Here is a 26,009-nt window from a genome sequence, read left to right as displayed (position 1 = left end):
CATTTCCATCTGTATAACTATAGGTAACCGTATAATTGCCTGCAGCAAGACCATTCGCATTGAAGGTTGAGCCGCTTACGCCTGTACCGCTCCAGGTACCTCCTGCCGGAGTTCCGGTTAATGATACACTGTTATTGCCAAAGCATACTTGCGCATTATTGGCCGAAACCGATGGAAGGGCATTAATCGTAATTGGGACACTCCCGTTCATTACAGTGGCATCACTGGCCACCACCGTATACGTTCCCCCACTCGTTTGCAAACCGAAACTTATTGCGCTTCCGGTTCCGCTAACCGGCGATCCGGTATTTGTTCCGTTTAACTGTAGCTGATAGGTAACGCCTGATTCCGATCCATCTAGCCCTACGGCCACGCCTGTTCCGCCGCTGCAATAACTACCGCCGCCGGTTACATTAAAAACAGTGGCAAGCGTTCTTAACGTGGAAGATGAAGAAGTTGATTTTCTGCTTTTTTGTAGAAGTGAATCTGCTCTGCGGCCATTATCAATATGCTGCGCCTGTAATAAAAATGGTGTACTAAAACACAATAAAAAGCATATAACCTTTGCAGCACGATTTATTTTGTGATTTAAATCGCATTTAAGGGTAGCGGAATGGTAAGAAAAGATATGTCTGAAACTATCTTTCATGCACTATAAGCAGGTCAGTTTGTGGTCAAATACGAAAAGAGGACGAAGTGGATTTTCAGACAAAATGAACCATATCCAAACAGAACTGCACAAAGGTTTAGAGCACCAGGGGTTTAGTCAGCCTACCCATACACTAACAGTAACGACTAACTGTTGAAGAAGTAAACATGCTTCATTCAAACATAATTTGGTGATACAATAACCGGTGAAATCAGATCATTTTGAACCTGGATTCATGGATGGTTTTACCCAGGATAATAGAACCAGTTAAATAGATACAGTCGATTGATAAATGGAGCTACTAATTTTAAAAAGGAAATTGGAAGGGAAACAGCGTGTATAATGGGAATATCTCGAAGGATCGGGTTCGGGGTACAAGATAGTTAAAGCACTTTAACAATTTTAGTGCATGTCATTTATTTATAATATTATTTGATTTAAAACAAGTTTCCTATACAAAATGCTGTATATCAACACATAATATTATTGACATATATCAATAAAAAAGGGGTAAAACATGGTTCTATATGCGATGTGTAACCGGCCCGGCAGATGAATAGATTGGCCGGGGCCGCCGGCCAGGTATAAGGGTTTTAAAACCTGAACACGCCCCTTATCCGCGTAAGAAATAATTCTTTCTTTCTTCGGCTGATTTCCACTTCCGTTCCATTGCTCATAATTACAACCCCGCCTTCACCGCGATGATATTCGGCTACATGTTGCAGATTAATCAGGTAAGTTTTATGCACCCTTAAAAACAATGTGCCTTCCAGCAACTTTTCATATTCAATTAAGGGGCGCGATACAATAAGCGGCTTTTGATCCCGTAAATGAATGATAGTGTAATTTTTCTCGGCTTCACACACAATTATGTCATCGAGCTTTAATACCAAAAAGCCTTTAAGAGTAGGTATGCATAATTTCATTTCGTTTGGAGTGCCTGTTCTTTGCAGGTTATATAATAAAGCTTCTGTGTTTTTATCATCTCCCCGCCGCATCAATTTCCGCTCAACGCGTTGCATGGCTTCCGCCAGCCGGTCTTCATCTACAGGTTTTAATAAATAATCCGCAGCGCTGAATTGCAATGCCTGCAGTACATATTGATTATAGGCAGTAACAAATATTACTTCAAAGTTCCTTGTGTCCATTTCCGACAACATTTCAAAGCCGTTCTTACCCGGCATCTGAATATCAAGAAAAATCAGATCTGGATTCAGCTGTTCGGCTTTCTTCTTTCCTTCTGCTGCATTGGCACAGGTGCCTACTACCTGTACCTGTTTACAATTAAGCGTAAGCATTTTTTTTAATATTGCTACGCCATCCGATTCATCGTCTACAATCAGGGCTCTCATACTGGTGTTTTATAGTATTAACAAAGTTAGATGCATCTTTTAAAGTCTTTACATAAGGATCTTAAATTGTAATACTACCCGCGTGCCGGTTTCACTACCGTTCCCCTCGCTGAGATCGGTTATTGATAAGGTGCAGTTCATATTATATTTTTCATTCATGATCTTTATCCGGTTACGCAGGTTTTCAAGTCCTACCGATGGCTGTTTATTTGCCCGCTTCATCTTTTCCGACTCACCTATACCAATACCATTGTCGCCGATAGTACAGGTAACCATATCCCTGGCTTGCTCAAATCGAATAATTATTTTTTTATCTCCATGCTTAGGCATTAATCCGTGCCAGATCGCATTTTCAACTAATGGCTGTATCATCAGGGTAGGAATATTGATCTCTTCTTCGTCGGCTATACCGGTTGTTTGAATAATATACGAAAAAGAACTGCCAAAACGAAGTTGTTCCATTTCAAGGTACGCATGCAGATACTCAATGGTTTCCTGTAAGGTAACAAATGTTTCTTTGGAGTGATTCAGGGTAAGCCGAATCATCTGCGCAAACCGGCTCAAATACCTCGACGCATTCCTTGTTTCATTATCAAGTACCATTCTTTTAATACTGTTCAAAGCATTAAAGATAAAGTGTGGATTCATTTGTGCCTGCAAGGCAGTGAGTTGCGCTTCGGCCAGCTGCTCATTGATGCTTGCCAACTCCTGGCGTTTCAATACTAAAGACCGCTCCGATTCAATTTGTTTTATTTTGTTGCCTACCAGTGTGGCAATGGTAGTTAGTATCTTCATATCGCGTTCCTTAAAATAATTGCATACTGAATGCTCGGTATCTATAATTCCCAGCAATTCATCGTTGTGTATAACAGGAACGCATATTTCACTCAGTCTGAACATATCATCCGGCCGGTACCGTTTATCTTTTCTTGTATCTGCTATCAGCACCGGCTCTTTCGTTTGCATTACGTACCCTACCACACCCTGACCGGGCAGCACATCAAACACATTACGCTCCAAAGCTTCCGGGGTTCCCTTGGGGCCATACCCTGCTTTCTGCACCATTTTTGTTTTATTGTCATTCCACAGGTATATCATACAATCTGCATAGCCCATTCGCCCGATCAGATTTCGGGCAACATCCCATAACATATGGTTTATATCTGTAATTCCAGAAAGTGAAGACGAAAAATAATTGCTGATCTTTTCCAGTTCAAGGCGATTCTTATATTCTTCGGCTTTCAACTCCTGCACCTGAACCTTGGCCCTTTCCGTTCGTCTTACTATGTTTATATTCTGCCGGTATACGAACCAGATCAATGCCAGCACTACTGCAATAACCAGCACAATAAACCACGGAGTTCTCCAGAACGGAACAGTTATCACAATTTCAATGTCCTGCTGCTGAGGACGCCATCGGTTATTGTCGGCTGATAGTTGCACCTGCAACCGGTAAGTGCCGGGCGACAAATTGTTGAAATTTATAATATCGCCCGATAAAGGTATCCAGGCACTGTCTTTTGAACCGGCCAGGCGCCAGGCAATACGCTGATTGCTTACATCATTATAATTAATGGTACCAAGGGTTACGGTGATATCATTTTTATAATAAGGTATGGTGATGGTACCCTGCGGATGATAATACGTTGTATCGTTAAAGAAATGAATGCTTTCAATAAAAAAGGAAGGCGGCTGCTCAGGATAGGAAAGACTATCGGGATTGAACCGAACAATACGATCGGTAAAACCGCAGTACAGGTAATGAGCCGCAGTATCATAAAATAAATCAGAGGTGGTTACAGGCAATACCGGAAAGCCGTCATGTTTGCCGAATCTTGCTATTTTGCCGGTAAGCGTATTAAGCGATGCCATACCCGATGCCGTGGCAACCCACACCGTATTGCGAAGCGCATATACTGATTTAATTAAATTATCAGGCAATCCTTCATTGGTTGTATAATACCTGAATGTTCCTTTTCGAATATCATACCCGGCAAGGCCATTGTTATTAATGCCAGCCCATAATATATTATTTTTGTCGATAATTGCCGTTACTTCACGTCGCGGAATACGCATATATGGAAATGAGTCCATATAAAAATCCGGCCGGCCCGAAGCACGGTTGATACGGCAAATACCATGACCGCTCATCCAGATATTCCCCTGCTGATCTTCACAGATGTAATTGGGAACCAGTAATTCCTTATAAACACTTTCGCTGTAATCAATCCGTTTAAATTCCCGCGCTCCGCGAGTAAGTACATAGGTTTTGTCGTTCACATTGGAGGTGGCCCATATGTTACCGCCGCTGTCTTTAAACAGGTACGATATCCAGTTATGAACCGTATCCCATCCCGGCAATGGCTCTTCAACAGGTGTATGATCACCGGCTTTCAGCCAGAATAACCTTCCGTTGGCAATAAGAAGCGAATCATTGCGCGCTTCTATAATGGAATATATGATATCCTGCGGCAGATGATACTTTTCAAAACTCACTTTATACAAAAACCGGCCTGTTATTTTATCGCACACCAGCAATCCTCCGTTACCCAAACAACCAACATACAACAGGTTCTTATAACAAAACAACTGTTTGATGCGCAGATCGGGAGTTTGTTGCAACACCGCAGCCGGAACACTTATTTGTTGCGCCAAAGGCTGCCGGTTTGTTTCTTTTAGTAATCCCACTGTAGTAGCTATCCATAACCGGTTGTCGTTCCCTGTTACAAAACCGGTGCACAGGTAGCCGGGAAAATACCTTATTGTATCTAATATCGCTTTACCTGTGCCGGCATTAATATGCAGTTTGTAAAACCCCTTTTGCCGGCTGGTGAAGTAAAACAGACTATCATTTACCCTGCTTAAATCAGATCGCCAGTTAAATTCATATAATAAATTAGCTATACCTGTTGTTGAAACAATTTTCCTGCGTTGCTTATAATCTATATAAAGGATCGTATTACTACCGTCTTTGAGGAGTATCAAAGCACCCGGCGCCGGCTGCCGCACCAGGTAACTGCCATGCGGCCAGGTTGCCAGTTCAGGCAAAACAGCATGAGCAGCCGTTATTTTATTCAGCTTTCGGGTTTGGGTATTGTAAATATACCCTCCATCTAATGCAACCAGCAGCAGCTCATTGTTTGAAAGCCGGTACAAAAAATCGCCAAATAAAAACGGCTCAGTGAGGGTTTGCTCTTTCGTGTAATAATCAAACCTGTAGATAAGTTTATATTCTTTGTTGTAATGATAAAACCCCGAACGCGCCAGAATATAAATATCACCGGCTGAATCGCTGAGCGCAGCCATAACCAGATTGAACTTATATAAATATTTTGCATCGGTAGTGGCAGGTATAATAATATCTTTTGTTTCACCGGTGGCGGTATTAACAATATGCAATCCCATCGGTGTATAAGCAGCCAGCCGGTAATTATCAAGCCATATTAAATGAGATATACTTTCATCGGGTAATGAATGATTGTTATTACCTGTGTGAAATTGAACAAACTGTTTTCCGTCGTAACGATTCAATCCGCGTTGCGTTCCTACCCATATATACCCGTTTTTATCCTGCGCAATACCGGTAATACTGCTGTTGCTTAACCCATCCCCTGCCGTGTATAATCTGAAGTTATCTTCCTGCTGTGCAAAAACCCGCATATTCCATATGGTTAACAGAATAAGTAAACAGGTAACAAAATGCGATCGTGAAAACAGAAAGTTCATACCGCTAAATTAAAAACAATCCCCTACCTGCACTACAGATTGTTCTGTTGCCCTGTGAATCACTGCCATAGGATACCCCATAGCCGCCATTCATCCAACATATACCGCCTTTGGTCATGCCGAGTATAAATTATTTTTATATTATACATTCGAATTATTATTTTATCATGTACCTGCATGGCTGCATACAACAGGAAATGCCGTTCAATTATTAACTCACGCAGTTCATCAACCGGCAACGGCCAGTTGTTCATTGCAGTATCCCACTAATTCAATCGGGTTATAGCTTCGCACAATTAATTTATCAAAATCCAATCCCCATCAGGCAGAACTTCCTATATCCTCCCGCAGAATTCAACATTATACAACAAACAGGAAACCTTCTTATGAGTTCATTTTTGCACACATTGCGCCTTACAGGTATTATTACTCTGTTGTTAAGTATGTTTCAGTTAACCGGTGAAGTAAGTCATGAAAAATTTACCATACAATCCCGAAAATTAAACCCGTATACCAACGGAGGGAGAACAGTGATCATCAGTTCCATTAAGCCTTATCCGGGAACCTCTACCGGAACAAAGTTTAGTCCTGTGGCGCCGGGTTCCGGCGCCCAGGTGTTTCCGGGAAAACCGCTACCACGAAAACAACCTGTTGAAAAAGTTTAATCACAGAGCAGGCAAACAAATAACGCAATATCCTTAGTTAAGATACTTATACTTTTAAACGAATCCCTCAGCCGGAATTATTCAGGGGCATCCGGTTTTAGGGGTACTTCAAAAGCCCGGCAGTCGACGGATTGCCGGCGCTTTTTGTAAAAACAATAACTGTGCAGACATTAAACACTAATATCATTAAAAGAAAGCGCATTGAATCGATTGATCTTTTAAGGGGTTTGGTGATGATCATCATGACGCTCGACCATGTGCGGGATTATTTTCATCACGATGCCTTTGTGCATAGTCCAACCGACCTGGCGCATACCACCGCTCTGCTTTTTTTCACAAGATTCATCACCCATTATTGCGCGCCGGTTTTTGTATTCCTCGCTGGCATATCGGCTTACCTGTACGGCGTTAAAAGAAGCAAAAAAGAATTGAGTTTCTTTTTGTTAAAAAGAGGAATATGGCTGATACTGATAGAACTTTTCGTTGTATCGCTGTTCAGAACCTTCAATCCCCTGTATACTTTTACCAGTCTGCAGGTGATATGGGCCATTGGCATCTGCATGATCGTATTGGCTGGCTTCATATACCTGAACCTGCGCTGGATACTTATAACAGGCATTCTTATAACATTTGCACATAATGCGCTCGATACTGTGCATGTACCCGGCAATGGTATAGCATCTTTTTTGTGGGCATTGCTGCACGATCACCGGTATTTTTACTTTGGTCGATTTGCTGTTTATGTGCATTACCCGGTATTGCCATGGATCGGCATTATGCTAACAGGATATTATTTTGGCAGCTTATACACTGCACATGATGCGGCAAAAAGAAAGAACCTATTGCTTTTTACAGGAGCCGGCGCTTTGCTGTTATTTATTATTTTGCGCTTAGTGAATGTATATGGCGATGCAGATCACTGGTCAATGCAAAAGAATGCAGTCTTTACTGTATTATCATTTTTGAATGTAACCAAATACCCCCCTTCGCTTTTGTATACATTGGTCACGTTAGGACCGGCCTGCATTTTTTTGGCCCTTGCCGAAAAACCATACGCGTCACAGCCCGCAGCCGCGGCACGTATGGTTCAGGTTTATGGAAGGGCGCCCATGTTCTTTTACCTTTCCCATATTCTGTTGATACATATGCTGGCTTTTATAGCAGCAGTAATAACAGGGTTTAAAGCAGGTGATATGATTTTAAGCACTGCTGTTAATTCGGCGCCGGCCCTGAAAGAATATGGATTTTCCTTAGCCATTGTATATGCAGTATGGTTCACCGTTGTTATATCGCTCTATCCTCTTTGCAAATGGTTCGACCGATATAAAAGCGCTCATCTGCCTCAACAACCATGGTTAAGTTATTTTTAGCAATTACTTCTTCTGATACACCCGCACATAATCTATTTCAAAACGCGATGGAAATGAAGTACCAGTGGGATCGCCACCATTATCGCCGCCGATGGCGAGGTTGAGCAATATGTAATGCGGTTGTTTAAATGGATTGAAACCGCTGCCGTCTTTATTATCCAGTACATCCACAGGCACTTTATTTAATAAAACGTTGTCAACATACAGGGCGATGGTGTCGGCCAACCAGTCCATACGCCATACATGAAACTGATCGGCCCACGATGCACCGCCTAACGAATCGATGGAATATGTATTGCTATGCCATTCAGCGCGACGGTTTTTACCCAAACACGCAATATTGGCCAGTAAACGACCTCTGTAATATTCCATAATATCAATTTCACCGTTGCCGGGCCAGGGCTTGTCAACACCCAGCGTCCACCAGGCCGGCCATATACCCTGCCGTATATCGATGCGGCCGCGCATTTCAAAACGACCGTACTGCCAGCTCTTTTTACCAACGGTTAAAATACACGATGAGGTATAGTCGATAGTTGCCCGTTTCTTTCGCCAGTCATTGCTGCCGGCAACATAACCCGGATTGGGCTTTTGTTCCTTCCTGGCTTCAATGATCAGCAGTCCGTTTTTGCAGGTAGCATTTTCGGGCTGGTACCATTGCAGTTCGTTATTGCGCACAAATCCTTGTTCATACCTCCAGCTGGCGCTATCGGGCCGGCCGTCTTTGTTAAATTCGTCGGCCCATACGAGTTGATATCCTTCACCGGCATATGGGTTTTTGTTCGATAACCGGGGGCTGCAGGCGGCTAACAATAATACAGGAAACGATACGGCGATAAAATAAATACGCATTTTGTAAAAAGGGTTTTCATCTCTTCGGATAGTGCCGTTAGGCACAAAATGTAGGCAGAGAAATCAATAATAAATGATTTACCGTGCCGTAGGCACGTAACATTGGCGGCATCAAATGTGTGCTTCGATAACGTTTTGTACCTGACGGCACAAAATGCATCTAATTTGATTATTTCTACCAACATATCATCCCTAACGGGATCCTTCCGTTGCCTTTGGTAACGAATTAAGGTCCCATTCATTCATCCACTCCACAACAGGCACTCCATTGTTAAAACGAATGGGTAACCAAACATAGCGACTGTCGCGAAGATCATGCGGTCTCCATATATCGGCCATAAAAATGAAACAATCTTTTTTGCCGGCTACCGGTTGCACATACGTGCTTTGTGCGCCGAAGGTGCTATCGGCCCCTACTCCTGCCATTGGGTTATGGTCCATTAAGGTCCAGGGCCCCGTTAAAGAACCAGCTACGTGTATCGAAGCCTTGTTCGGCGCCCAGCCTGTGCAACCGCTGGTAATTAAATAATATTTGTTCTGGTATTTGAATAAAGCAGGCGCCTCGCGGTGCTTGCTGAATAACAGGTTGTCTTCTTTGGTTGGTTGTAAATAATCATCGGTCAGTTTTACAATGCGCAGGTCGTAATTTTCTCTTGATGAATACATATGCCAGGCGGTACCGTCGTCATCTACAAACAGCGTCATGTCGCGGCTCATATTGCCATTGGGCCTGAAGCTGCTGATGAATTTATACGGGCCTTTTACTTTATCACTCACTGCCACTCCTGCTCTTGCAGCGCTGTATCCTTTTCCTTTTAACTCAAGGTGAAACCACATTACATACTTGCCGGTTTTGGCATTATAAATCACCTTCGGACGTTCCATTACACATCCCCGGGCGATGTCGCTGGTTGTATCGGTTGCATCGGGCGAAAGCGCCAGTCCTTCGTACGTCCAGTTATACAAATCGGCGGAGGAATATACATTCACCCCTTCGGTTCCCTGTTTTCCGCGCCGTTCGCCAAACCAGTAGTATTTGTTGCCGGCGTATAATAGTCCGCCTCCATGTGCATTGATCAACTCGCCGGTATTATCGTACCAGAGCTGCCCGGGTGTAAATGCAGGGGTATTTGGTTTTTGCGTGGCAGTTCCATTTGCAGGCACCGCATTCAAACTTTGCTGTGCCATTACAGCACCGGATAAAACAATCAGCTGCAGTGCCAATCCGATCGTGATCTTCTTCACTTTCCTGTACATTGGTTTTATATTTTTTATTGATGAATGCCTCGCGCAAAGGCGCAAGTTTGTTTGTGGTTTGTAGTTTGTGGTTTGTAGTTGCTGCCGCGTTTTGGAAATGCATTATTACCTTCCCGCACTATTAAATTGTAACAGGATCAAAAATTACACAGTATGATTTATCCGAAAGAACCACAAACTACAAACCTCAAACTATAAACTGTTTTGCGTATTGCGAGCAATAAAATCCTTTCCTAAATGACATTGATTCATCATTCACCATTGACCATTCACCATTCACCTACAGATGTTTCGGATAATTATACAATATCACCTGTGATGATTTAATGCCCTGCTGGTCTTTTACATAATCTACTACAATACCCAACGTTACTTTGGTAGATGCTGCGCCCAGCTCAAAAACCACCTGTGGCTGCGGTTTGGCTATTACCTGGTAACCGATGGCCGTGTTGTTAACGATATTGCTGTAATCGGGTAACGAATCTACATTCTGTGCTACCACCACATAGGCCGGGTCTTTTGTTCCCTGCCATTTCCACGAACCGCCCGATGGATCGAACGAATAAGTGCCCGCAGGCAATGTAATAGTCTGAAAAACTTTACCGTTCGAAATTACCGGTGATCCCCAACCGGTTTCAAGGTCCATGGTTGCACCATCGCCATCAGACGAAAAGCCACCGACGCCACCATGACTCAGCACAGCTGCATTTACTTTCCAGTCTTTCAAAGTTCCCCAGCGACTGCCATTCATGACCGAAGCAACAAACGGACTACCGGGGTTCAGGATATATTTACTGGTAATATTAATAGCAGGACCAATCACCAGCGCATTCACATCTACAATAACAACGGTAGTGCTGATGGCGCTGTTCAGTTCATATTGGGTGGGGTTGGCGATCTTAACAGCCAGCACCAGGTATTTGCCAATGTATTTATCCAGTTTTAACTGGGGAATGTCTACACTCAAATAAAATGTACCCGATCTGGCGCCTGCAGCAACATCAAGGCCTGTTGGCACACTGTACATACCGGCAGGCATCAGTTTGTACAAGGCTGTATCAAGCACTTTGGTATTGAATAGTTGCTGAATGGTATCATTGTCAACTTTTATATCAACATGGTATGCGCCACTTCCAGGGCCTGAAACTGCGGCGCCCAGAATGATGTTTATCTTTTTTTCTTTGGTATCTACCGCATAATTGTAGGTAGAAGAATCAGTTCCCGAAGGCACCGGGTAATTGTTATTTACACCACCCGATTTTAAATAAGCCTGGGGCATGTATATTTTCGAAAAGCCATAATCTGTGGCGGAATCGTCTTTTCTGCACGACATCCAGATAATGCCTGCGATCAGAGAAAACAATAAGGCTATATTAGTATGCTTCATAAAGCAGTTTTTTAGTATTTATTAGCACTCGGAGCATAAAGATTTAGTTCTCGCAAAGGCGCTAAGCCGCAAAGGTGATCGCTTCGCGATCTATAAGAACGCAAAGAAAAAGCTTTGTCCCGCCATGGCGGGACGCCTTTGCGCGAGTTATTCAAATTACCAGCCTGGGTTCTGCACCAGCACACCATTCGACTTCGTAACTTCTGTTAACGGGAACGGGTAATAGTACATCTTCGATGCATCGAATACCCGGTTCTCAACCGCAATGGGTGTGTATATAAATTGTCCGCCTGCGTCTTTCGATACCGATACGCCTTTGGCCGGCTGGTTCAGCACCGTACCGGCATCTTTCCACCGCAACAGGTCCCAGTAGCGGTAATTTTCAAAAGCCAGTTCAATCCTGCGTTCATGTTTTACTGCGTTTCTGAACCCTGCTACATCTGTTACAGTAACCGCAGGCATGGCCACACCGGTTCTGTTTCGTACCATATTCAGGGTTTGTCGGGCAGTATAGGCATATCCGTTGTTCGCATCGGGACCGTAGGCTTCGTTCATGGCTTCGGCATATTCAAGCAATATTTCGCCATACCTGAATACCGGCCACATATGCACCTGGGTACCGCCCTGTACCAGGTTCAGTCCGTCGTTTACAAATTTTTTCAGATAATAACCGCTCCTGCTGGTGTTGGCTTTTTTCATATCATCCGTTGCACCAGCCGATTCGTCGATGGTGCGGCCATTCCAGGTGCTGTTATTGGTTACAATGGTCATAGCCAGCCGGGGGTCCCTGTTGGCATATGGATTTACCGGATCGGGCGTTGCCGTATATTCATAGTCCGATACCAGGTTGTCGGTAGGCGTTATACCGCTGGCGCCGCCGGCAGTACCAATGGGGTAATTACTTTTTTCCATCATATTATCGGCGCTGTACCGGATGGCCCAGATGGTTTCATTGCTGGTTGCGGTAGTGGTTTTCAAAAAATAGTTCCTGTAATCGCCATCCAGCACATAAGCGCCGGCGCCCTGTGCAAAAACAATTACATCGTTCAGAGCGGCAGCAGCCTTTTGCCATTTGGCTACATCATTAGTGGTATTGTGCAGCGGACTGGCGGCATACAACAATGCACGTGCTTTTAAAGCCAGTGCAGCGCCTCGGTTCAACCGGCCATCGTTACTGGTGAATGAGGATGTTTTCCAGTTGGGTTGCATACTGCCTTTGTAAGCGTCTACTTCGCTTATTATAAAGTTGATGATGTCGTCGTACGACGCCCGTGGTATATTGGTATCGTCGGATGTGGTAAGGGTTTTGGTTACCAGTGGCACGCCGCCGTAGCGTTTTGCCAATTCAAAATAAAAATAAGCCCTTAGTATATGCGCTTCGGCCACATACCATCCCATGTTCAGCGTATCATTGGCATAACTGATCTTTCCGCTTGCCGAAACCGTATCGCGGTTCAGCGCCAGAAACGCTTTGTAATTACCCGATCGCTCAATAAAGTAATTGGCAGCCCGTATGCCTGCATAGTAATTACCATAATAGCTATCGGGGTTGTTATAGGCATTCCAGCTACCGTTGTTAAATAACCGCACAATAGCGCCTGATGATGTTTGCACCGCTTCGTCGCTCACCGGTGCAAACAGGTTGTTATCGATCATGAAGAATTCATTACGCACATAAGTATACGGCGCATTGGCCAGCGATATCAGTGCGCCGTAATTGGAGTTCATCATTTCTTCGGTTACCTGGGTATCAACTTTGGTATCGAGAAAATTCTTTTCACAACCTGTTAAACCGGCAGTAACAGAACAGGCAAGCAGTATGGTATATATTCGTTGTAAGTTCATGTGTGGCATTTTAAAAGGTGAGTGAAATACCGGCGTTATACGATTTCAAACCGGGATAGCCCGATGGTGTTTCGGGGTCGATATTATAATGCTTCAGCAAATACGACCAGGTAACCGGGTTTACGGCGCTCACATAGATGCGTAACTTATCAATATGTAATTTTTTTATTACCGGGGCCTGCAGATTGTAACCAAGCTCAGCATTGCGCACCCTTAAAAAGTTGCCTTTCTTCATCCAGAATGTTGAACTGCGATAGTTGTTGTCGTTTGCTTTGGTGGTGAGGCGCGGATAGCTGGCCGCAGACCTGGTGTCGATGCCCTGATCGGGATAATACGCCCAGGCATTGCCGGCAATGGGATAGGCATTAAAGTTACTTACAAACGCCATGGTTTGATAAGTAGTAGCGCCCGAAATGATGTTAACACTGCTGCCCGAAGCGCCCTGGAACAATATGCTAACATCAAACCCTTTATAACTGATGCCTGCATTCAGCGCATAGGTTAGCGAAGGATAATCGGGGTTGCCGATCTTTGTTTGATCGGCCTGATCGATCCTGTTGTTGTTATCGAGGTCTTTGTATTTCAGATCGCCGGGTTGCACCGCACCAAACGTAGGTACCGGAATACCGGCCTTTAAAGTGCCGTCGGCATTGAAATCGGTAACATCATAAAAACCGTCGGCAATCAATCCCATGGGTGTGCCTATGGGGCGACCGGTAATTTTATTAAAATCATTCACCGGCGGAATTTCTGCCGAATATTTTATTTTGTTCTTTGCATACCAGGCCATACCGCCAATGGTATAGTTCACCGCTCCCACCCTGTCGTTCCAGTTAACACTTACCTCAAATCCTTTATTGGTAACCTTACCAATATTTACAAAGGGAGCGGTGCCGCCATACACCAGCATCAGGCTGTTGCTTTGCGTTACAATGCCGGTACGGTTATCAGCAAACGCATCTATGGTAACTGACAACTTGTTAAATAAGGTAGCATCCACGCCAACATTGTATTTCATACTTTTTTCGGCGAATATATCGGGGTTGGCGGCATACGATTGAATGATGCCGCTGTTGCCGGTTAAGCTGCTGTTGCCGGTATAATAGCTGGTAACGGATGAAACGAAGTATTGCTGGTACAAATAGCGGCCGTTATTGCTCAGGTCGTTGGCCGATAATCCGGCGCCTGCCCGCAACTTTAAAAAAGTAACAGGTTTCAGTTGTTGCATGAAGGGTTCTTTCGAAATGACCCATGCAGCACCTGCAGCCGGATAATATCCCCAGCGGTTACCGGGTGCATAGTTATCAGATCCGGTGCTGCCGAATGCCAGCTCCAGTATGTAGCGGTCGTTATAAGCATAATGCAAACGGCTGCTGATAGTGCGGTAATGATAAAATATGTTTACGCCGGTATTCTGACCGGGATTATTAATACCTATATCGGTAATAAAGCTGCTTTGCAAAAAATTTACTGCACCCGTAAAGGCATGTAAACCAAACGTTCGGTTGTATCCTGCAGTGATATTTATCTGTTTGAAGTCGAACTGATCAACCGGTCTTGCGCCATTGGCAATGATGTCCGACGCTTTATCGGTGGTGGTTTGGGTGCCATTATAAAAACGGGAGTACGTAGCGGTTTTGCTGGCGCTGGTCCGCGTCCAGGTATTGAACGAAACCGCTTCGTTCAGGTATAAACCGGGTGTAATAAAATCAAGTCTTTCTTTTAAATTGAAATTTGCCTGCAGCGTTCTGTCGTGGGTCGATACCCAGCCGAGGGCTTTGAGTGATGCCACCGGGTTATTGGGATATAGGGCCGTACCCGACCAGAAACCGGTAACAGAATCCTTAACCGGATAAATATTGGATGGATAATTGGCCATGTTGGCCCATAGCGAAGGCCCGTCGTAATTGGGGTAGCGGCGGTCTTCTATCCTGCCGCCGAGGTCAACTTTGGCTTCGAATATTTTAAAGAAATTAAAGTCGAGGTTCGAGCGAATGTTAAAGCGTTGTATCTGCGCATTGGAGGTGGTTGCATTGGTGCTTACATCGTACAGGCCGCGTTGCCGCATATAATCCAGTATCAGCGCATATTTTGTATCCTTGCCACCGCCTGATAATACCACGTTGGCATTGTTGTAAAATCCACTCTTTTTCAACACTTCATTGTACCAGTCAACATTGGTACCGGTGCCGTTCCTGTATGCATCCAGCTGGGCATCGGTATATTTTGGTGTGTACTTAAACTGGTAACCGTTTAAGGCGTAATTGTCGTTACTGATGGCCTGGTTGTACAAACGCGCATAATCGTACGAGCCATAGGGTTTGTTGATATTGATGGCCTGCTGAAAACCGCTTAGCAGCTGTACCTGCACGCTGCGACGCCCTTCGGCACCTCTTTTGGTTACTACCCACAATACGCCATTCGCTCCTTTCATACCAAATGTGGCCAGCGTAACGGGGTCTTTCAATACAGCAATGCTTTCTATTTCAGATGGCGACAAATACGCAAAATACGAAGCGGTGGTTTGAAAGCCATCTACATAAATGATCAAGCTGTTATTATCATAGGTACCCCGGCCCCTGATGCTCAGGGATGCGCCGTCGTATCCCGGTTCACCCGAACCCTGTTTTACGAACAGTCCCGGTAAAACGCCATACAGGGTATTGGTAATATTGGGCGCCGGCGTTTTATACAGCACCCCTCCGCTTACAGATGAGGTAGCCGTAACAGACGTTGATTTTTCAATGGTGATCAATGGTTCCGGTTCAGTAGCATGCTGAGGAGGTGCCGGCAATTCAATAATCGTTGTATCGGCTGGTTTGTTCTTTATTGCCAATTGTTTATTTCCAGTTGCCAATTGCTTATTGCCCATTGCCAATTGACCATCCTGGGCGTTCAATGCACAGGCAAACAAGGTAGCCAGCAACCAGCCTGTTATTTTATATTGATTTAGTTTTTTCATATTGCGAAAAAATTTTCAGTTTTAAGAGAGATGCTTCGATCCTTCGACTTCGCTCAGGATCTTTGCAGCACACGCTTCGACTGCGCTCAGCGTAAAAGTGTCCCGCCATATGGCGGGACTGTTGCTATCACATGATCAGTAGCCGGGATTCTGAATAAGGTATCCCTTATTCATTTCTCCCTGAGGGAAGGGGTTAAGGTATTGTTTTGGTGACCAGAATGCCTGGTAAATAATTTTATCGGTATAGTTGCTGTTGCCGGTTAGTTTTATGCCACCGCCATCATTGAATGCCATCGATCTGATGGGCCCGCCCAGCAAACCGTTGGCAATATTGGCCAGCTTCCAGTGCTTTACATCGTGCAAACGGTAATTCTCATCGAATAGCTCAATGCTCCATTCGCGTTGAATAATGGCGCGCAGCTTTGTTTGATCGGTTTCGGTAGCAGCGGGTAAGCCTGCCCGTAAACGGATCACGTTCAGCCTGTCTAATGCTTTGGAAGATTCGCCTGTTTCATTATACGCTTCTGCCGCGCTTAAATAATAAGCGGCCAGCCGAAAGATGGGAAATTCGAACCAGGCGCGTGAACCTGCTTTATAATAAAATTTGGTAACGCGGGCACAGCCAAAACCAACACCGCCGAACGTGCTTTCATTTTTCCAGTTGGCATCGCCCGGATTGCTCCAGGCATCCATTTGCCAGGGTTGAAAACATACTTTAAAGCGGGCCTCCATCGCGTTCATGCGACTCGTGTAATCTGAAAACGCTGTAACCGTTCCGGTGGCAGGCCAGGTTTGATTGGTGCCATCGGCCTTATAATAACTTTCGAGGTGATTGGTGGTAAGCACATTCGCCTGGGCTTCCCACACGCGGCAGTTGTAAAAGGCGTTCATGGGCAGGTTATTCCAGTTGCCGCCATCGAACAACACATCGTTTTTGAATTTAAAAGCGAGTATTACTTCTTTATTACTGGGAACGGAGGTTGCCGTTCCGTAATCATCCAATGGATTGCCTGTATTTATAATCGCAATACCGCCGTTTGTTTCTGCTTCGGTAATGACCGCATCGGCAGCGGCGGCGGCTGTTGCCCACCGGCCGGCATCGGCACTACCCAAACAAATCAGGTTATTGTTGCCGCCCATATCGAGGTAAGGCGTAGCCGTATTAAACAAAGGTCGCGCTGCATATAACAATGCCTTGGCTTTGATGCTTAAGGCAGCAGCTTTGGTCATTCTGCCCGTCCAGGTATCGGACCAGCGCGAAGGAAGCACAGCAGCAGCCTGATCGCACCACGTTACTATTGAGTCAAGCACCTGGCGCAACGGAAAACGCGCAATAGCCATCGAATCATTGGCCTGCAAACTATTGCTTAACACCGGAACGCCGCCGTACATGATAAATAGCTGCTCATAACGATATGCTACGAGCGATTTCATTTCGGCTTTTACAATGGCTTTGTCTCCGGCACTCATATCCGTCACTTTGTCGATGTTCTCTTTTACCAGATATGCCTGGCGGATGGGTGCAAAATTGCCTCCGAAACCATCCATATCTTCACTGTTGCCGCTGGCCGAAAGACCGTTTAACACCATATCTTTCGACAGCGTCCACGCCCAGCCATAGTTCATACAACCCGATAAATTATCCTGTATCTGGGCGTTCCATACGTTGTTGTAAGGCAATCCCTGTGCAAGACATTTCTTATACGCATTGGCGATGGCGCCCTGTGCTTTAACGGTGGTCGAAAAAACAGAATCAACGGTAGTGGTACTCGCGATCGGCATCTGCAAAAAATCTTTTTTACAGGCCGCCATATTCATGGCTATAACCGGTATAATGAGTAAGCATATTTTATATCGCATGGCTATTCGTTTAGCGTGTTGTTAAAATTGAATGTTCACACCGCAGTTAAAGGTTCGGGTCAGCGGATACAGGTAACCCATATTGTTCTTGCCTGTATCTGATTGCTCGGGGTCGATGCCCTTTAATATCTTTTCATCCCAGGTAAGCAGGTTGTTACCGTTCAGGTATATGCGTATCGCTTTTATATTGGCGCGTTTCAGCCATGGGTGCTGCTGCTGAAAGGTATATCCCAGCTCCAAATTTTTGAGTCGCTTGAAATCATTGGACTTGAGCCAGAAACTACTCAATGGGTTATTGTTCGCCTGACCACCGCTGAAAGAGATGGCCGGATAACTGATCTTTTCGCCGGCAGCATACTTTTCCGGCGTCCAGCGACCATCATAGGCATACTGCAATACTTCACCTACGTTTTTGGCAAAGGGTGAGCTGAGGATGTAACCATATTGCGGAAATGAGCCTTTGGCGGTTCCTATAAACAGGGCCGATACATCAAATCCTTTATACGAAAAACCAATGGTAAGGTTATACGCTACCTGCGGCAGGTTGGCATACCCGATAGGCACCTGGTCCTTGTCGTCGATGATGCCATCGCCGGTAACATCACGGTATTTTAAATCGCCCAGCCGTGCATTGGCGCTGTATTTATTATAAGGCCGGTTATTGAGCTCTTTTTCGGTATTATAAAATCCATCAACGATCAGGCCTTTATACTGACCGATAGAATAACCGGTTTTGTTCATCCAGGGATACGGGTAAGACGCTTCGGCCTGGTATTCTATTTTATTTCTGGCAAATGAATAATTGCCTTTGATAAAGTACGACACCTTGCCGATCTCATCATTCCAGCCTGCTTCTATTTCAAATCCCTCATTGCTTACCCGGCCGAGATTCAACGGTGGCGTATTATCCTGCGAAACACCATACGTAGCGGGTATTACACCTGAGGTTACCAGGATATTATTGCGTTTTTCACGGAACAATGAAGTTGTTAATGCCAGTTTGTTTTTTATGAATTTCAGTTCGGCGCTCAGGTTGGTTTTCTTTGCCCTTTCCCAGGTCACCAATGGATTACCCAATTTGTCTTCTGCAGATCCGGAATAGCTCGGGTTGCTGGTTGAACCATTGCTGTTGCCAAACCAATAACCCGAAGCATTGGTAACCCAGGTATTGGGAAGATATAAATACCGGCGCCCTCCTATCTGGTCATTACCTACCTCGCCATACGAACCACGGAACTTCACCCAGGTTACCCAGTCGTTTTTCGGAAAGAACGCTTCGTTCGAAGCGATCCATCCACCCGAAACAGCGGGGAAATAGCCAAAGCGGCGATCGGGCGCAAAGTTTTCGGTACCGTTGATCCCTAAGTTAAATTCAACGAGGTAACGCTCCTTATAATTATAAGTGGTACGACCAACCAGCCCCATTAAACCAGAAGGTGTATTGTATGCCTGTGCATCGCCATTTGAATTGGCAGCTGTATATCGCTGTGCATTGCCAAGGATCAGGGCCGAAACGTTGTGCGGTCCGAAACTGTGGTTATAGTTCACCGCCGCTTCGATGTATAATTTGCGCCACGATGAATTGCCCAGGTTGTCGGCGGCGTAGGTTGGACTCACCTGCCCGCCTATAAATACAATATTACCGGCATTCGCAGGATCGCGATAAGCGCTGTACTGCGGCACACTGTTCGTTTGTGCATATCCTTTTGTATAGCTGTCGTCGTATGCTATGCTGGCATGCGCCTGCAGCCCTTTGGTGATGTAGCCCATGTCGTGCTTCAGCGTTACCACACTGCTGAGTGTAGTGGTATACATAGTGCGAAAGCCGGCCGTTAATAAACTGGTCAACGGCGAGTAACCGCCGCCACCTTTGTTGCCCAGCGGATTGGTAGCATCACCTGCCACACCCACAAAACCGGTTACAAGATGTCCATCAACAAATCCGGGTCCGCTGAACGGACTGCTTTCCAGAATACTTTGAATGATGGCCTGATAACGGTTGGCGAAATCGCCCGAAGAAGTACCGGCGCCGGGCACGCGGTTTACAGCCGACTGCCCGCCTATATTAAAGCTTAACTGAAAGTTTTTGGCAATGTCGATATCGAAGTTCGAGCGGAAGTTATACCGTTTGTACCTCGGGTTGTTATTGGCGCCGCCATATGATGTGTTCGACAAAATACCATCCTGCTGAAAATAACCCAGCGAGGTAAAATATTTCACCCTATCAGTACCGCCCGAAACATTCAGGTTGTATTGCTGTTGTTTACCGGTACCGCCAAACTGCTCCTTATAATAATTATGACTGGAATAATATAAGGCCGCACTATTATTCAATGCCTCTTTTTGATCTGCGGTGAGGTTGCTCATGGCATCTACCTGCGCCGGCGTGTAGTCTCGGTTGTTTTGAAACTTCCATATTTCATCATCGGAAAATAACAAGTAATCAAAGCTGTGGTCGCCCGATGCCTGCGCATTGCGTACGGCCTCGTTGCGCAGCGAGGCAAACTCGTACGAATTCACCGTTTGAAACAAAGAAGCCGCTTTGGTAAAACCCTGGTTCACCGAAAAACCAAACTGCGGTTTATTGAACCGGCCTCTTTTGGTAGTAATAATAATAACGCCGTTGGCGCCGCGAATACCATACACTGCCGTTGACGATGCATCTTTCAACACGCTGATGCTTTCAATTTCATTGGCGTCCATGGCATTCAATATTAAGTACGGTTGCTCTGCCGGTTGCTGAATGCCATCGATCACGATCAGCGGGTCTTGTCCGTTTAAGGTGGCAATACCACGAATGCGGATAGAAGTCGTATTCAAACCCGGTTCGCCGGTTGCCTGCACACCGCTGATGCCCGATGTACGGCCAATAAGCATGTTCGAAATATTCGCCACCGGACTTTGTGTTAATTCCTTTCCCGAAATAACACCCACGGCGCCGGTTACCGTTGGCAGTTTTTGTTTACCATAACCCACCACTACCACATCGTTCATTTGCATGTAATCGGGATTTTCGGTAAGCTGAATTTCGAGCGTTGTTGTTGCAGCGGTTATTTTAAACGAGCGGGTAAAATAACCTACGTACGACACTTTAAGGGTTGCCCCTTCGGCAACGGGTATCGAAAACCGGCCGAGGCTGTCGCATATCAACGATCCGTTTTTATCGGCAATCGAAACGGTAGCATGTGCTAAAGGATCGTTATTCTTACCTTTTACAATACCATGTACTCTAATGGTGTTCTGACCAAAACAAATTGTGGTAAAAGAGGTAAGCATTATTATAATAAGGAAAGAAAAAAAACGCTTTGCGGAGGAATGTACAGTCATTCTCATATAGCAGTTTTTGTTATACGTTCGTTTGTTTTTATGGGTTATACTTTCGCCGGTAAGGCTACGGGTGGCCTTTTAACGCTTAGTCCCGGTTATCACTTCTAAAATTATCAGCATTTATACTGCTGAAATGGGGGGATTTTTGCATAATAAGGGGGGCAAATTGGTAATTACGAGCAGAATCTTGCCCGGTAAAGAGTGGTAAGTAAGAATGTGGAAGCGGAAGCAGGATATCTGAAGTCGGAAGTCTGAAGTCAGAAGATGGCAGCTTGATAAGTTGATTAATTGCCAGGTCCGCAGAAAGTTTTTTAAGTTTCTCGCAGAGGCGTTAAGGCGCAAAGTTGATCGCTTCGCGATCTTTTAAGAACGCTAAGAAAAGGCTTAGCGCCTTAGCGCCTTTGCGCGAGGCATCTTGCCGTTTGCCGTTTTACGGTTGCCGGTTGCCGAGGTTGTATTGGTTATTGAACGAATTGCGATACTTCTTAATATAATCCGAGGGATTCATGCCGAACAGCTTATTAAACTGTGTGCGGAAGTATTTGATATCGCTGATGCCTACTTCAAAAGCCGCCTGGTTCACATTGCACTCGTTCTTTAACATCAGTTCGGCCGCCCGGCGTAAACGGATGTACCGGATGAAGTTGGTAATCGATTGCCCCGAGAGCATTCTTATCTTTTTGTATAAATTCGAATGGCTCATGCCAATTTCCTTTGCCAGCACTTTAATAGTGAACTGGTCGTCGGTCAGGTGACGCTCTACAATGGCAATACAGTTTTGCAGGAACTCTTTATATTCAACAGATACTTTAAGCGTGTTCTGCTTCAGGGTAATTTCATCAAAGAAATACCGGCGCAACTCGTTCCTCGTTTTGAAAATGTTCTCCACTTTGGCCAGTAAAAGATCTTTATCGAAGGGTTTGGTGATGTACAGGTCGGCGCCTTCTTCAATACTCTGCAATTCGGTTTGCGGCCCTGAGCTGCCGGTTAATAATATTACAGGGATATGGTTCAGCGCCGCGTCTTTTTTGATCTTGCGGCATAATTCAATGCCGTCCATGGCATCCATTCTGATATCGCTGATCACCAGGTCGGGAAATTGCTTTTGAATAATGGTAAATGCTTCTTCGCCATTCACCGCTTCTATTACCTCGTATTTATCTTTCAGCATTTGCTGCAGGTATTGTCTGATCGCTTTGTCGTCGTCGGCAATCACTATGGTTTGCCGGTCGGTTACCAGTTCTTCGGGTTTATTCTCTTTAACTTCTGCAGGCGCTTCGGCTTCTGCGGGTTCTTCGAGCAATTCTTCCAGAAACACCGTTTCGTTTTGCGGCTCATCAAGAATAGTTTGATCGTTCAGGTGACTTTTTCCTTTTGGCAGCGTTAAAAAGAAAGTGGTGCCCATGCCTTCAGATGTTTCAAAACTCACCGTGCCTTTGTGTTCCTCCATAAAATGTTTTACGAGGTATAAACCTATGCCAAAACCAGGTTTTTGGTTTGCTTTGGAAGAAGTTACCTGGTAAAATTTCTCAAACAGTTTTGAAGTGGAGTCTCTGGGAATACCGCAACCGGTATCCTGTATATATAATTGTACATCGTCGTCTCTTTCTTTTACGGCAAAAACAATGCTGCCGCCGGGCGGGGTAAACTTGATGGCGTTTGAAATAAGATTGTACAAGATAATCTCCATCTTTTCGCGATCAACATACAGCTCAAGGTTCGGGTTATCGCATTCAAACAGGTATTTCAGCTGATTGGCCTTTGCCTGCTGCACAAAGCATAAATACACTTCGCGGCATAAATTATAGCAATTGTGTTTGGCGAAGGTCATCTTATCGGCCTCTACATCGGCCTTTCTGAAGATCAGCAACTGGTCTATCAAACTTAATAAACGACGCGCGTTTCGGTATACAATATTCAGGTCTTTTTCATCTTCGGGCGATTCAACCCTGCGTAAAATATCCTTGATGGGATTTATGATCAACGTTAATGGGGTGCGAAACTCATGCGATATATTGGTAAAGAAGGCATGCCGTTTTTCGTTGATCTCTTTTTCTTTTTCAGCACTCACGTGGGCGAGCTTTATTTCATACTCCAGTTTTGTTTGCCGTTTTTTATAGGTAACATATATATAAATGAACGAAGCCGCTACGGCTATATATAAACAAATGGCCCACCAGCTCCGGTACCAGGGTGGCAACACGATAATTTTCAGGACCGCTTCCTTTGTATTCCATACGCCTTCGGCGTTGGTTGATTTTATACGCAGTGTGTAACTGCCTTCGCTGATATTATTATAGTTGATGTTTCGAACGTTGCCGGTATAGTTCCAGTTTTTGTCCCACCCTTCGAGAAAATATTGGTAGTTTATTTTTTCGGGAGAAGAATATTCAAGCGCAGTAAAGTGTACCGACAAGATAGCTTCGTCATATGGTAGCTTCAGTGAGGTAACCCCATCGCTGCCAGCCTGCTTAATATAACCCAATACATCCGACAGCGGTTTATTGTTAACCCAGATGCCCGTAAACAAAACGGCCGGCATAAAGTCACGCGTATGTACATCACGCGCATAAAAAAGGTTGAAGCCGCTGATGCCGCCAAAGGCCAGCTCACCGGTATGCAGTTTTATCGCCGCATTGTACGAAAACTGGTTGCTCTGCAATCCATCGCTCTGATAAAAGTTCTGGAAAATCTTTTTTACCGGGTTGAATTTCGACAAACCGTTGAATGTACTCACCCACAAAAAGCCATCGGGGTCTTCGAGAATATTCAGTACTGCATTATTGGTGAGTCCGTCGGCAGTTGAGTATCGAACCGCAATTTCACCTTTTGTTCTGTCGAACAGGATCAAACCGCCGCCTTCGGTACCAATCCACAGGTTATTGTGGCCGTCTTCATAAATAGCGCGCACCGGTTTGTTCACCTCATAAAAAACATGTTCCTTTTTTTGCTTATCTATCTTTATTAACTGGTGCGAATTACCTGCCCATAAAATACCTGCATGATCTTCTTTTATAGCAATGAGATCGTTTAAGCGGGTATCGAACATGTCAAACCTGTTCTGCTGGCGGTTCAATTGGTATAACTTACCATTGCCGAAGGTGGTTGCCCAAAAGTTTTTATCGCGGTCTTCGTACAGCAAACAAACCTGTTTGTTTTCTTTACCGTTCGTTTCATTGATACATTTATAATGATCGAATGAACCGGTTGAACGATTGAAGTTATCGATGCCGCCGCCAAAAGTGGCAATCCAGGTATTGCCCAAATAATCCTCTTTTATACAGCTAACCGAGTTATTGCTCAGCGACCGGCTATCGGATATATTGTGACGGTAGTTGGTAAAGCGGTTCCCGGTACGGTTCCAAATGCTCATGCCTCCCCCATCGGTGCCAATGAACAGATCGCCGTTTTGATCTTCATAAAAGGATCCTACAAAATCATTGATCAAACTGTTTGGGTTAAGCGGATTATGGGTGATGGTCTGAAACCGGCTTTTCTGTATATCAATAATATCGATCCCTCCCTTTAACGTACCCATCCATATGCGCGATTCCTTATCAACACAAATGGCATGCACCGATTCGCTCGATAACTGGTTTTTACTTTCCCCGGGCAACAGGTAGTCGAATGTACCGGTGGCGGTATTCAGGATATTTACACCGCCGCCCATGGTGCCCAGCCACAGGTTCTTTTGGGGGTCGCCGCAAATGCTAACAATGGTATTGTTCGATAAAGCACCCGGCGCCTCGGTAAAATGTTGCGGGAAGGAGTTGGTCGCCATTTCATATTTATACAACCCATTGTCTGTACCGATCCAAATATTGCCGTTATCATCGGGCTGCATACAATTGGCAAAGGTGATGGCATTATTCACCACGCGAATGGCATTTTTCTTTACATCAAAGCTGCATAAACCAATTCCTTCGATAAACAGCCAGGGGTGTTGTTGTTTGTCAACACAAACCGACTGCACATTATACCACAGCGATTCTTCGTTTCCTTTATGAACGGGTACCTGGGCGGCCACGGTTTCGCCGCTCTTTATCAAAAACATGCCCCATCCGTTGGTGGCGAAAAAAATATTACCACCGGCATCCGACGCAATGGCGTTCACATTGCAGGTAAGCCGGTACTGTTGATTGTTCTGAAACCAGTGAAAGTAAACGGGCGAAAACCGGTCGGCTATGCGGTTGTATACGGCAGCCCCCTGACCGGTGCCGATCCACAGGTTGTTGTGCCTGTCTTCATGAATGGTATAAATATAATTATGCGGTAAAGAGCCGGTATCTTTTATTTTATTACGGAACACTTTGAAGCCGTAACCGTCGTAACAGTTGAGGCCGTCGTAAGTGCCAAACCACATCAGACCGTTGTGGTCCTGATAGATACATCTTACTGAATTATTTGATAAGCCCTGTTGAATGCCCAGATGCGTAATGGCGGGATTGTTATAAGCCCGAACCTGTTGCAGTAATATGAACGAAAGCAATGCCGGTAGCATGCATTTACTAAAAACGTTCATCATGCAGCGATATGCAACAATCGTTTTTCTCATTTTCTCATGACAGTTATAAGCAGCAGTAAACCCTGAAAGTAATTGCACCTTTACGGGGTGCTAAAATAAAGTGTAAAATTAACGTTTTTCGTTAGCAGAAATTAGAATAATTTACTATAACGGTTATGCAGTTCTTTTGCCTTGATGCAAAAGAACCAAAAAATTCCCGCAGGGCGGGACTCAGAAAAATCCTAAAAATGAA

The 26,009-nt window shown here is 44.9% G+C and carries 13 protein-coding genes; 2 read left to right on the top strand and 11 right to left on the bottom strand.

Annotated features, from left to right (window positions below; genetic code table 11):
- From AC59IL_RS25790 to AC59IL_RS25780, 3 genes are all read right to left on the bottom strand, one after another.
- A partial coding sequence (locus tag AC59IL_RS25790) for a hypothetical protein (protein WP_496555097.1) occupies window positions 1-547 on the bottom strand: 547 nt, incomplete at its 3' end.
- A gap of 695 nt (window positions 548-1,242) precedes the next feature.
- Window positions 1,243-2,001: a LytR/AlgR family response regulator transcription factor gene (locus AC59IL_RS25785; RefSeq protein ID WP_496555096.1), complete on the bottom strand. Its 759-nt coding sequence runs from the start codon at window positions 1,999-2,001 to the stop codon at window positions 1,243-1,245.
- Window positions 2,002-2,049: 48 nt separating this feature from the next.
- Entirely contained in the window at window positions 2,050-5,727 is a 3,678-nt protein-coding gene (locus tag AC59IL_RS25780; RefSeq protein ID WP_496555095.1) for a histidine kinase, read from the bottom strand.
- A gap of 386 nt (window positions 5,728-6,113) precedes the next feature.
- On the opposite strand from AC59IL_RS25780, the gene AC59IL_RS25775 reads away from it, so the two are divergent.
- Together AC59IL_RS25775 and AC59IL_RS25770 are read left to right on the top strand one after the other, a co-directional pair.
- The gene (locus AC59IL_RS25775) at window positions 6,114-6,392 is read left to right on the top strand and encodes a hypothetical protein (RefSeq protein ID WP_496555094.1); all 279 of its coding nucleotides are present in this window, start codon (window positions 6,114-6,116) and stop codon (window positions 6,390-6,392) included.
- Window positions 6,393-6,553: 161 nt separating this feature from the next.
- A complete protein-coding gene (locus AC59IL_RS25770; protein WP_496555093.1) occupies window positions 6,554-7,762 on the top strand; it encodes an acetyltransferase domain-containing protein in 1,209 nt (402 codons plus the stop codon).
- Between the two features lie 3 nt (window positions 7,763-7,765).
- Here the strand turns inward: AC59IL_RS25770 and AC59IL_RS25765 are convergent, their stop codons facing one another.
- From AC59IL_RS25765 to AC59IL_RS25730, 8 genes are all read right to left on the bottom strand, one after another.
- Window positions 7,766-8,614: a glycoside hydrolase family 16 protein gene (locus AC59IL_RS25765; RefSeq protein WP_496555092.1), complete on the bottom strand. Its 849-nt coding sequence runs from the start codon at window positions 8,612-8,614 to the stop codon at window positions 7,766-7,768.
- Between the two features lie 192 nt (window positions 8,615-8,806).
- Window positions 8,807-9,871 carry a glycoside hydrolase family 43 protein gene (locus AC59IL_RS25760; RefSeq protein WP_496555091.1) on the bottom strand — a complete coding sequence of 355 codons (1,065 nt, stop codon included), beginning with the start codon at window positions 9,869-9,871 and terminating at the stop codon, window positions 8,807-8,809.
- Between the two features lie 280 nt (window positions 9,872-10,151).
- Entirely contained in the window at window positions 10,152-11,258 is a 1,107-nt protein-coding gene (locus AC59IL_RS25755) for a DUF5013 domain-containing protein (protein ID WP_496555090.1), read from the bottom strand.
- 156 nt (window positions 11,259-11,414) lie between these two features.
- Window positions 11,415-13,103, bottom strand: coding sequence for a RagB/SusD family nutrient uptake outer membrane protein (locus AC59IL_RS25750; protein WP_496555089.1), 1,689 nt, complete (start codon window positions 13,101-13,103; stop codon window positions 11,415-11,417).
- 10 nt (window positions 13,104-13,113) lie between these two features.
- Window positions 13,114-16,065 carry a SusC/RagA family TonB-linked outer membrane protein gene (locus AC59IL_RS25745; RefSeq protein WP_496555088.1) on the bottom strand — a complete coding sequence of 984 codons (2,952 nt, stop codon included), beginning with the start codon at window positions 16,063-16,065 and terminating at the stop codon, window positions 13,114-13,116.
- A 135-nt stretch (window positions 16,066-16,200) separates the two neighbouring features.
- On the bottom strand, window positions 16,201-17,925 hold the full coding sequence (locus AC59IL_RS25740) for a RagB/SusD family nutrient uptake outer membrane protein (RefSeq protein WP_496555087.1): 1,725 nt from the start codon (window positions 17,923-17,925) through the stop codon (window positions 16,201-16,203).
- A 21-nt stretch (window positions 17,926-17,946) separates the two neighbouring features.
- Window positions 17,947-21,258 carry a SusC/RagA family TonB-linked outer membrane protein gene (locus AC59IL_RS25735; protein WP_496555086.1) on the bottom strand — a complete coding sequence of 1,104 codons (3,312 nt, stop codon included), beginning with the start codon at window positions 21,256-21,258 and terminating at the stop codon, window positions 17,947-17,949.
- 424 nt (window positions 21,259-21,682) lie between these two features.
- Window positions 21,683-25,807 (bottom strand): two-component regulator propeller domain-containing protein, encoded by a 4,125-nt coding sequence (locus AC59IL_RS25730; protein WP_496555085.1) that lies wholly within the window; start codon window positions 25,805-25,807, stop codon window positions 21,683-21,685.
- Between the last annotated feature and the right edge of the window lie 202 nt (window positions 25,808-26,009).

It is taken from the genome of Niastella sp. sgz303648, assembly GCF_059587045.1.
The sequence above is the reverse complement of the archived record's forward strand: the minus strand, read 5'-3'. Positions and strand labels throughout refer to the sequence as shown.

Excerpts from the sequence above, each read along its gene's own strand:
- AC59IL_RS25785 (WP_496555096.1), bottom strand. The coding sequence starts at position 2,001 with ATGAGAGCCCTGATTGTAGACGATGAATCGGATGGCGTAGCAATATTA.
- AC59IL_RS25780 (WP_496555095.1), bottom strand. The coding sequence starts at position 5,727 with ATGAACTTTCTGTTTTCACGATCGCATTTTGTTACCTGTTTACTTATT.
- AC59IL_RS25775 (WP_496555094.1), top strand. The coding sequence starts at position 6,114 with ATGAGTTCATTTTTGCACACATTGCGCCTTACAGGTATTATTACTCTG.
- AC59IL_RS25765 (WP_496555092.1), bottom strand. The coding sequence starts at position 8,614 with ATGCGTATTTATTTTATCGCCGTATCGTTTCCTGTATTATTGTTAGCC.
- AC59IL_RS25760 (WP_496555091.1), bottom strand. The coding sequence starts at position 9,871 with ATGTACAGGAAAGTGAAGAAGATCACGATCGGATTGGCACTGCAGCTG.
- AC59IL_RS25755 (WP_496555090.1), bottom strand. The coding sequence starts at position 11,258 with ATGAAGCATACTAATATAGCCTTATTGTTTTCTCTGATCGCAGGCATT.
- AC59IL_RS25750 (WP_496555089.1), bottom strand. The coding sequence starts at position 13,103 with ATGAACTTACAACGAATATATACCATACTGCTTGCCTGTTCTGTTACT.
- AC59IL_RS25745 (WP_496555088.1), bottom strand. The coding sequence starts at position 16,065 with ATGAAAAAACTAAATCAATATAAAATAACAGGCTGGTTGCTGGCTACC.
- AC59IL_RS25740 (WP_496555087.1), bottom strand. The coding sequence starts at position 17,925 with ATGCGATATAAAATATGCTTACTCATTATACCGGTTATAGCCATGAAT.
- AC59IL_RS25735 (WP_496555086.1), bottom strand. The coding sequence starts at position 21,258 with ATGAGAATGACTGTACATTCCTCCGCAAAGCGTTTTTTTTCTTTCCTT.
- AC59IL_RS25730 (WP_496555085.1), bottom strand. The coding sequence starts at position 25,807 with ATGAGAAAAACGATTGTTGCATATCGCTGCATGATGAACGTTTTTAGT.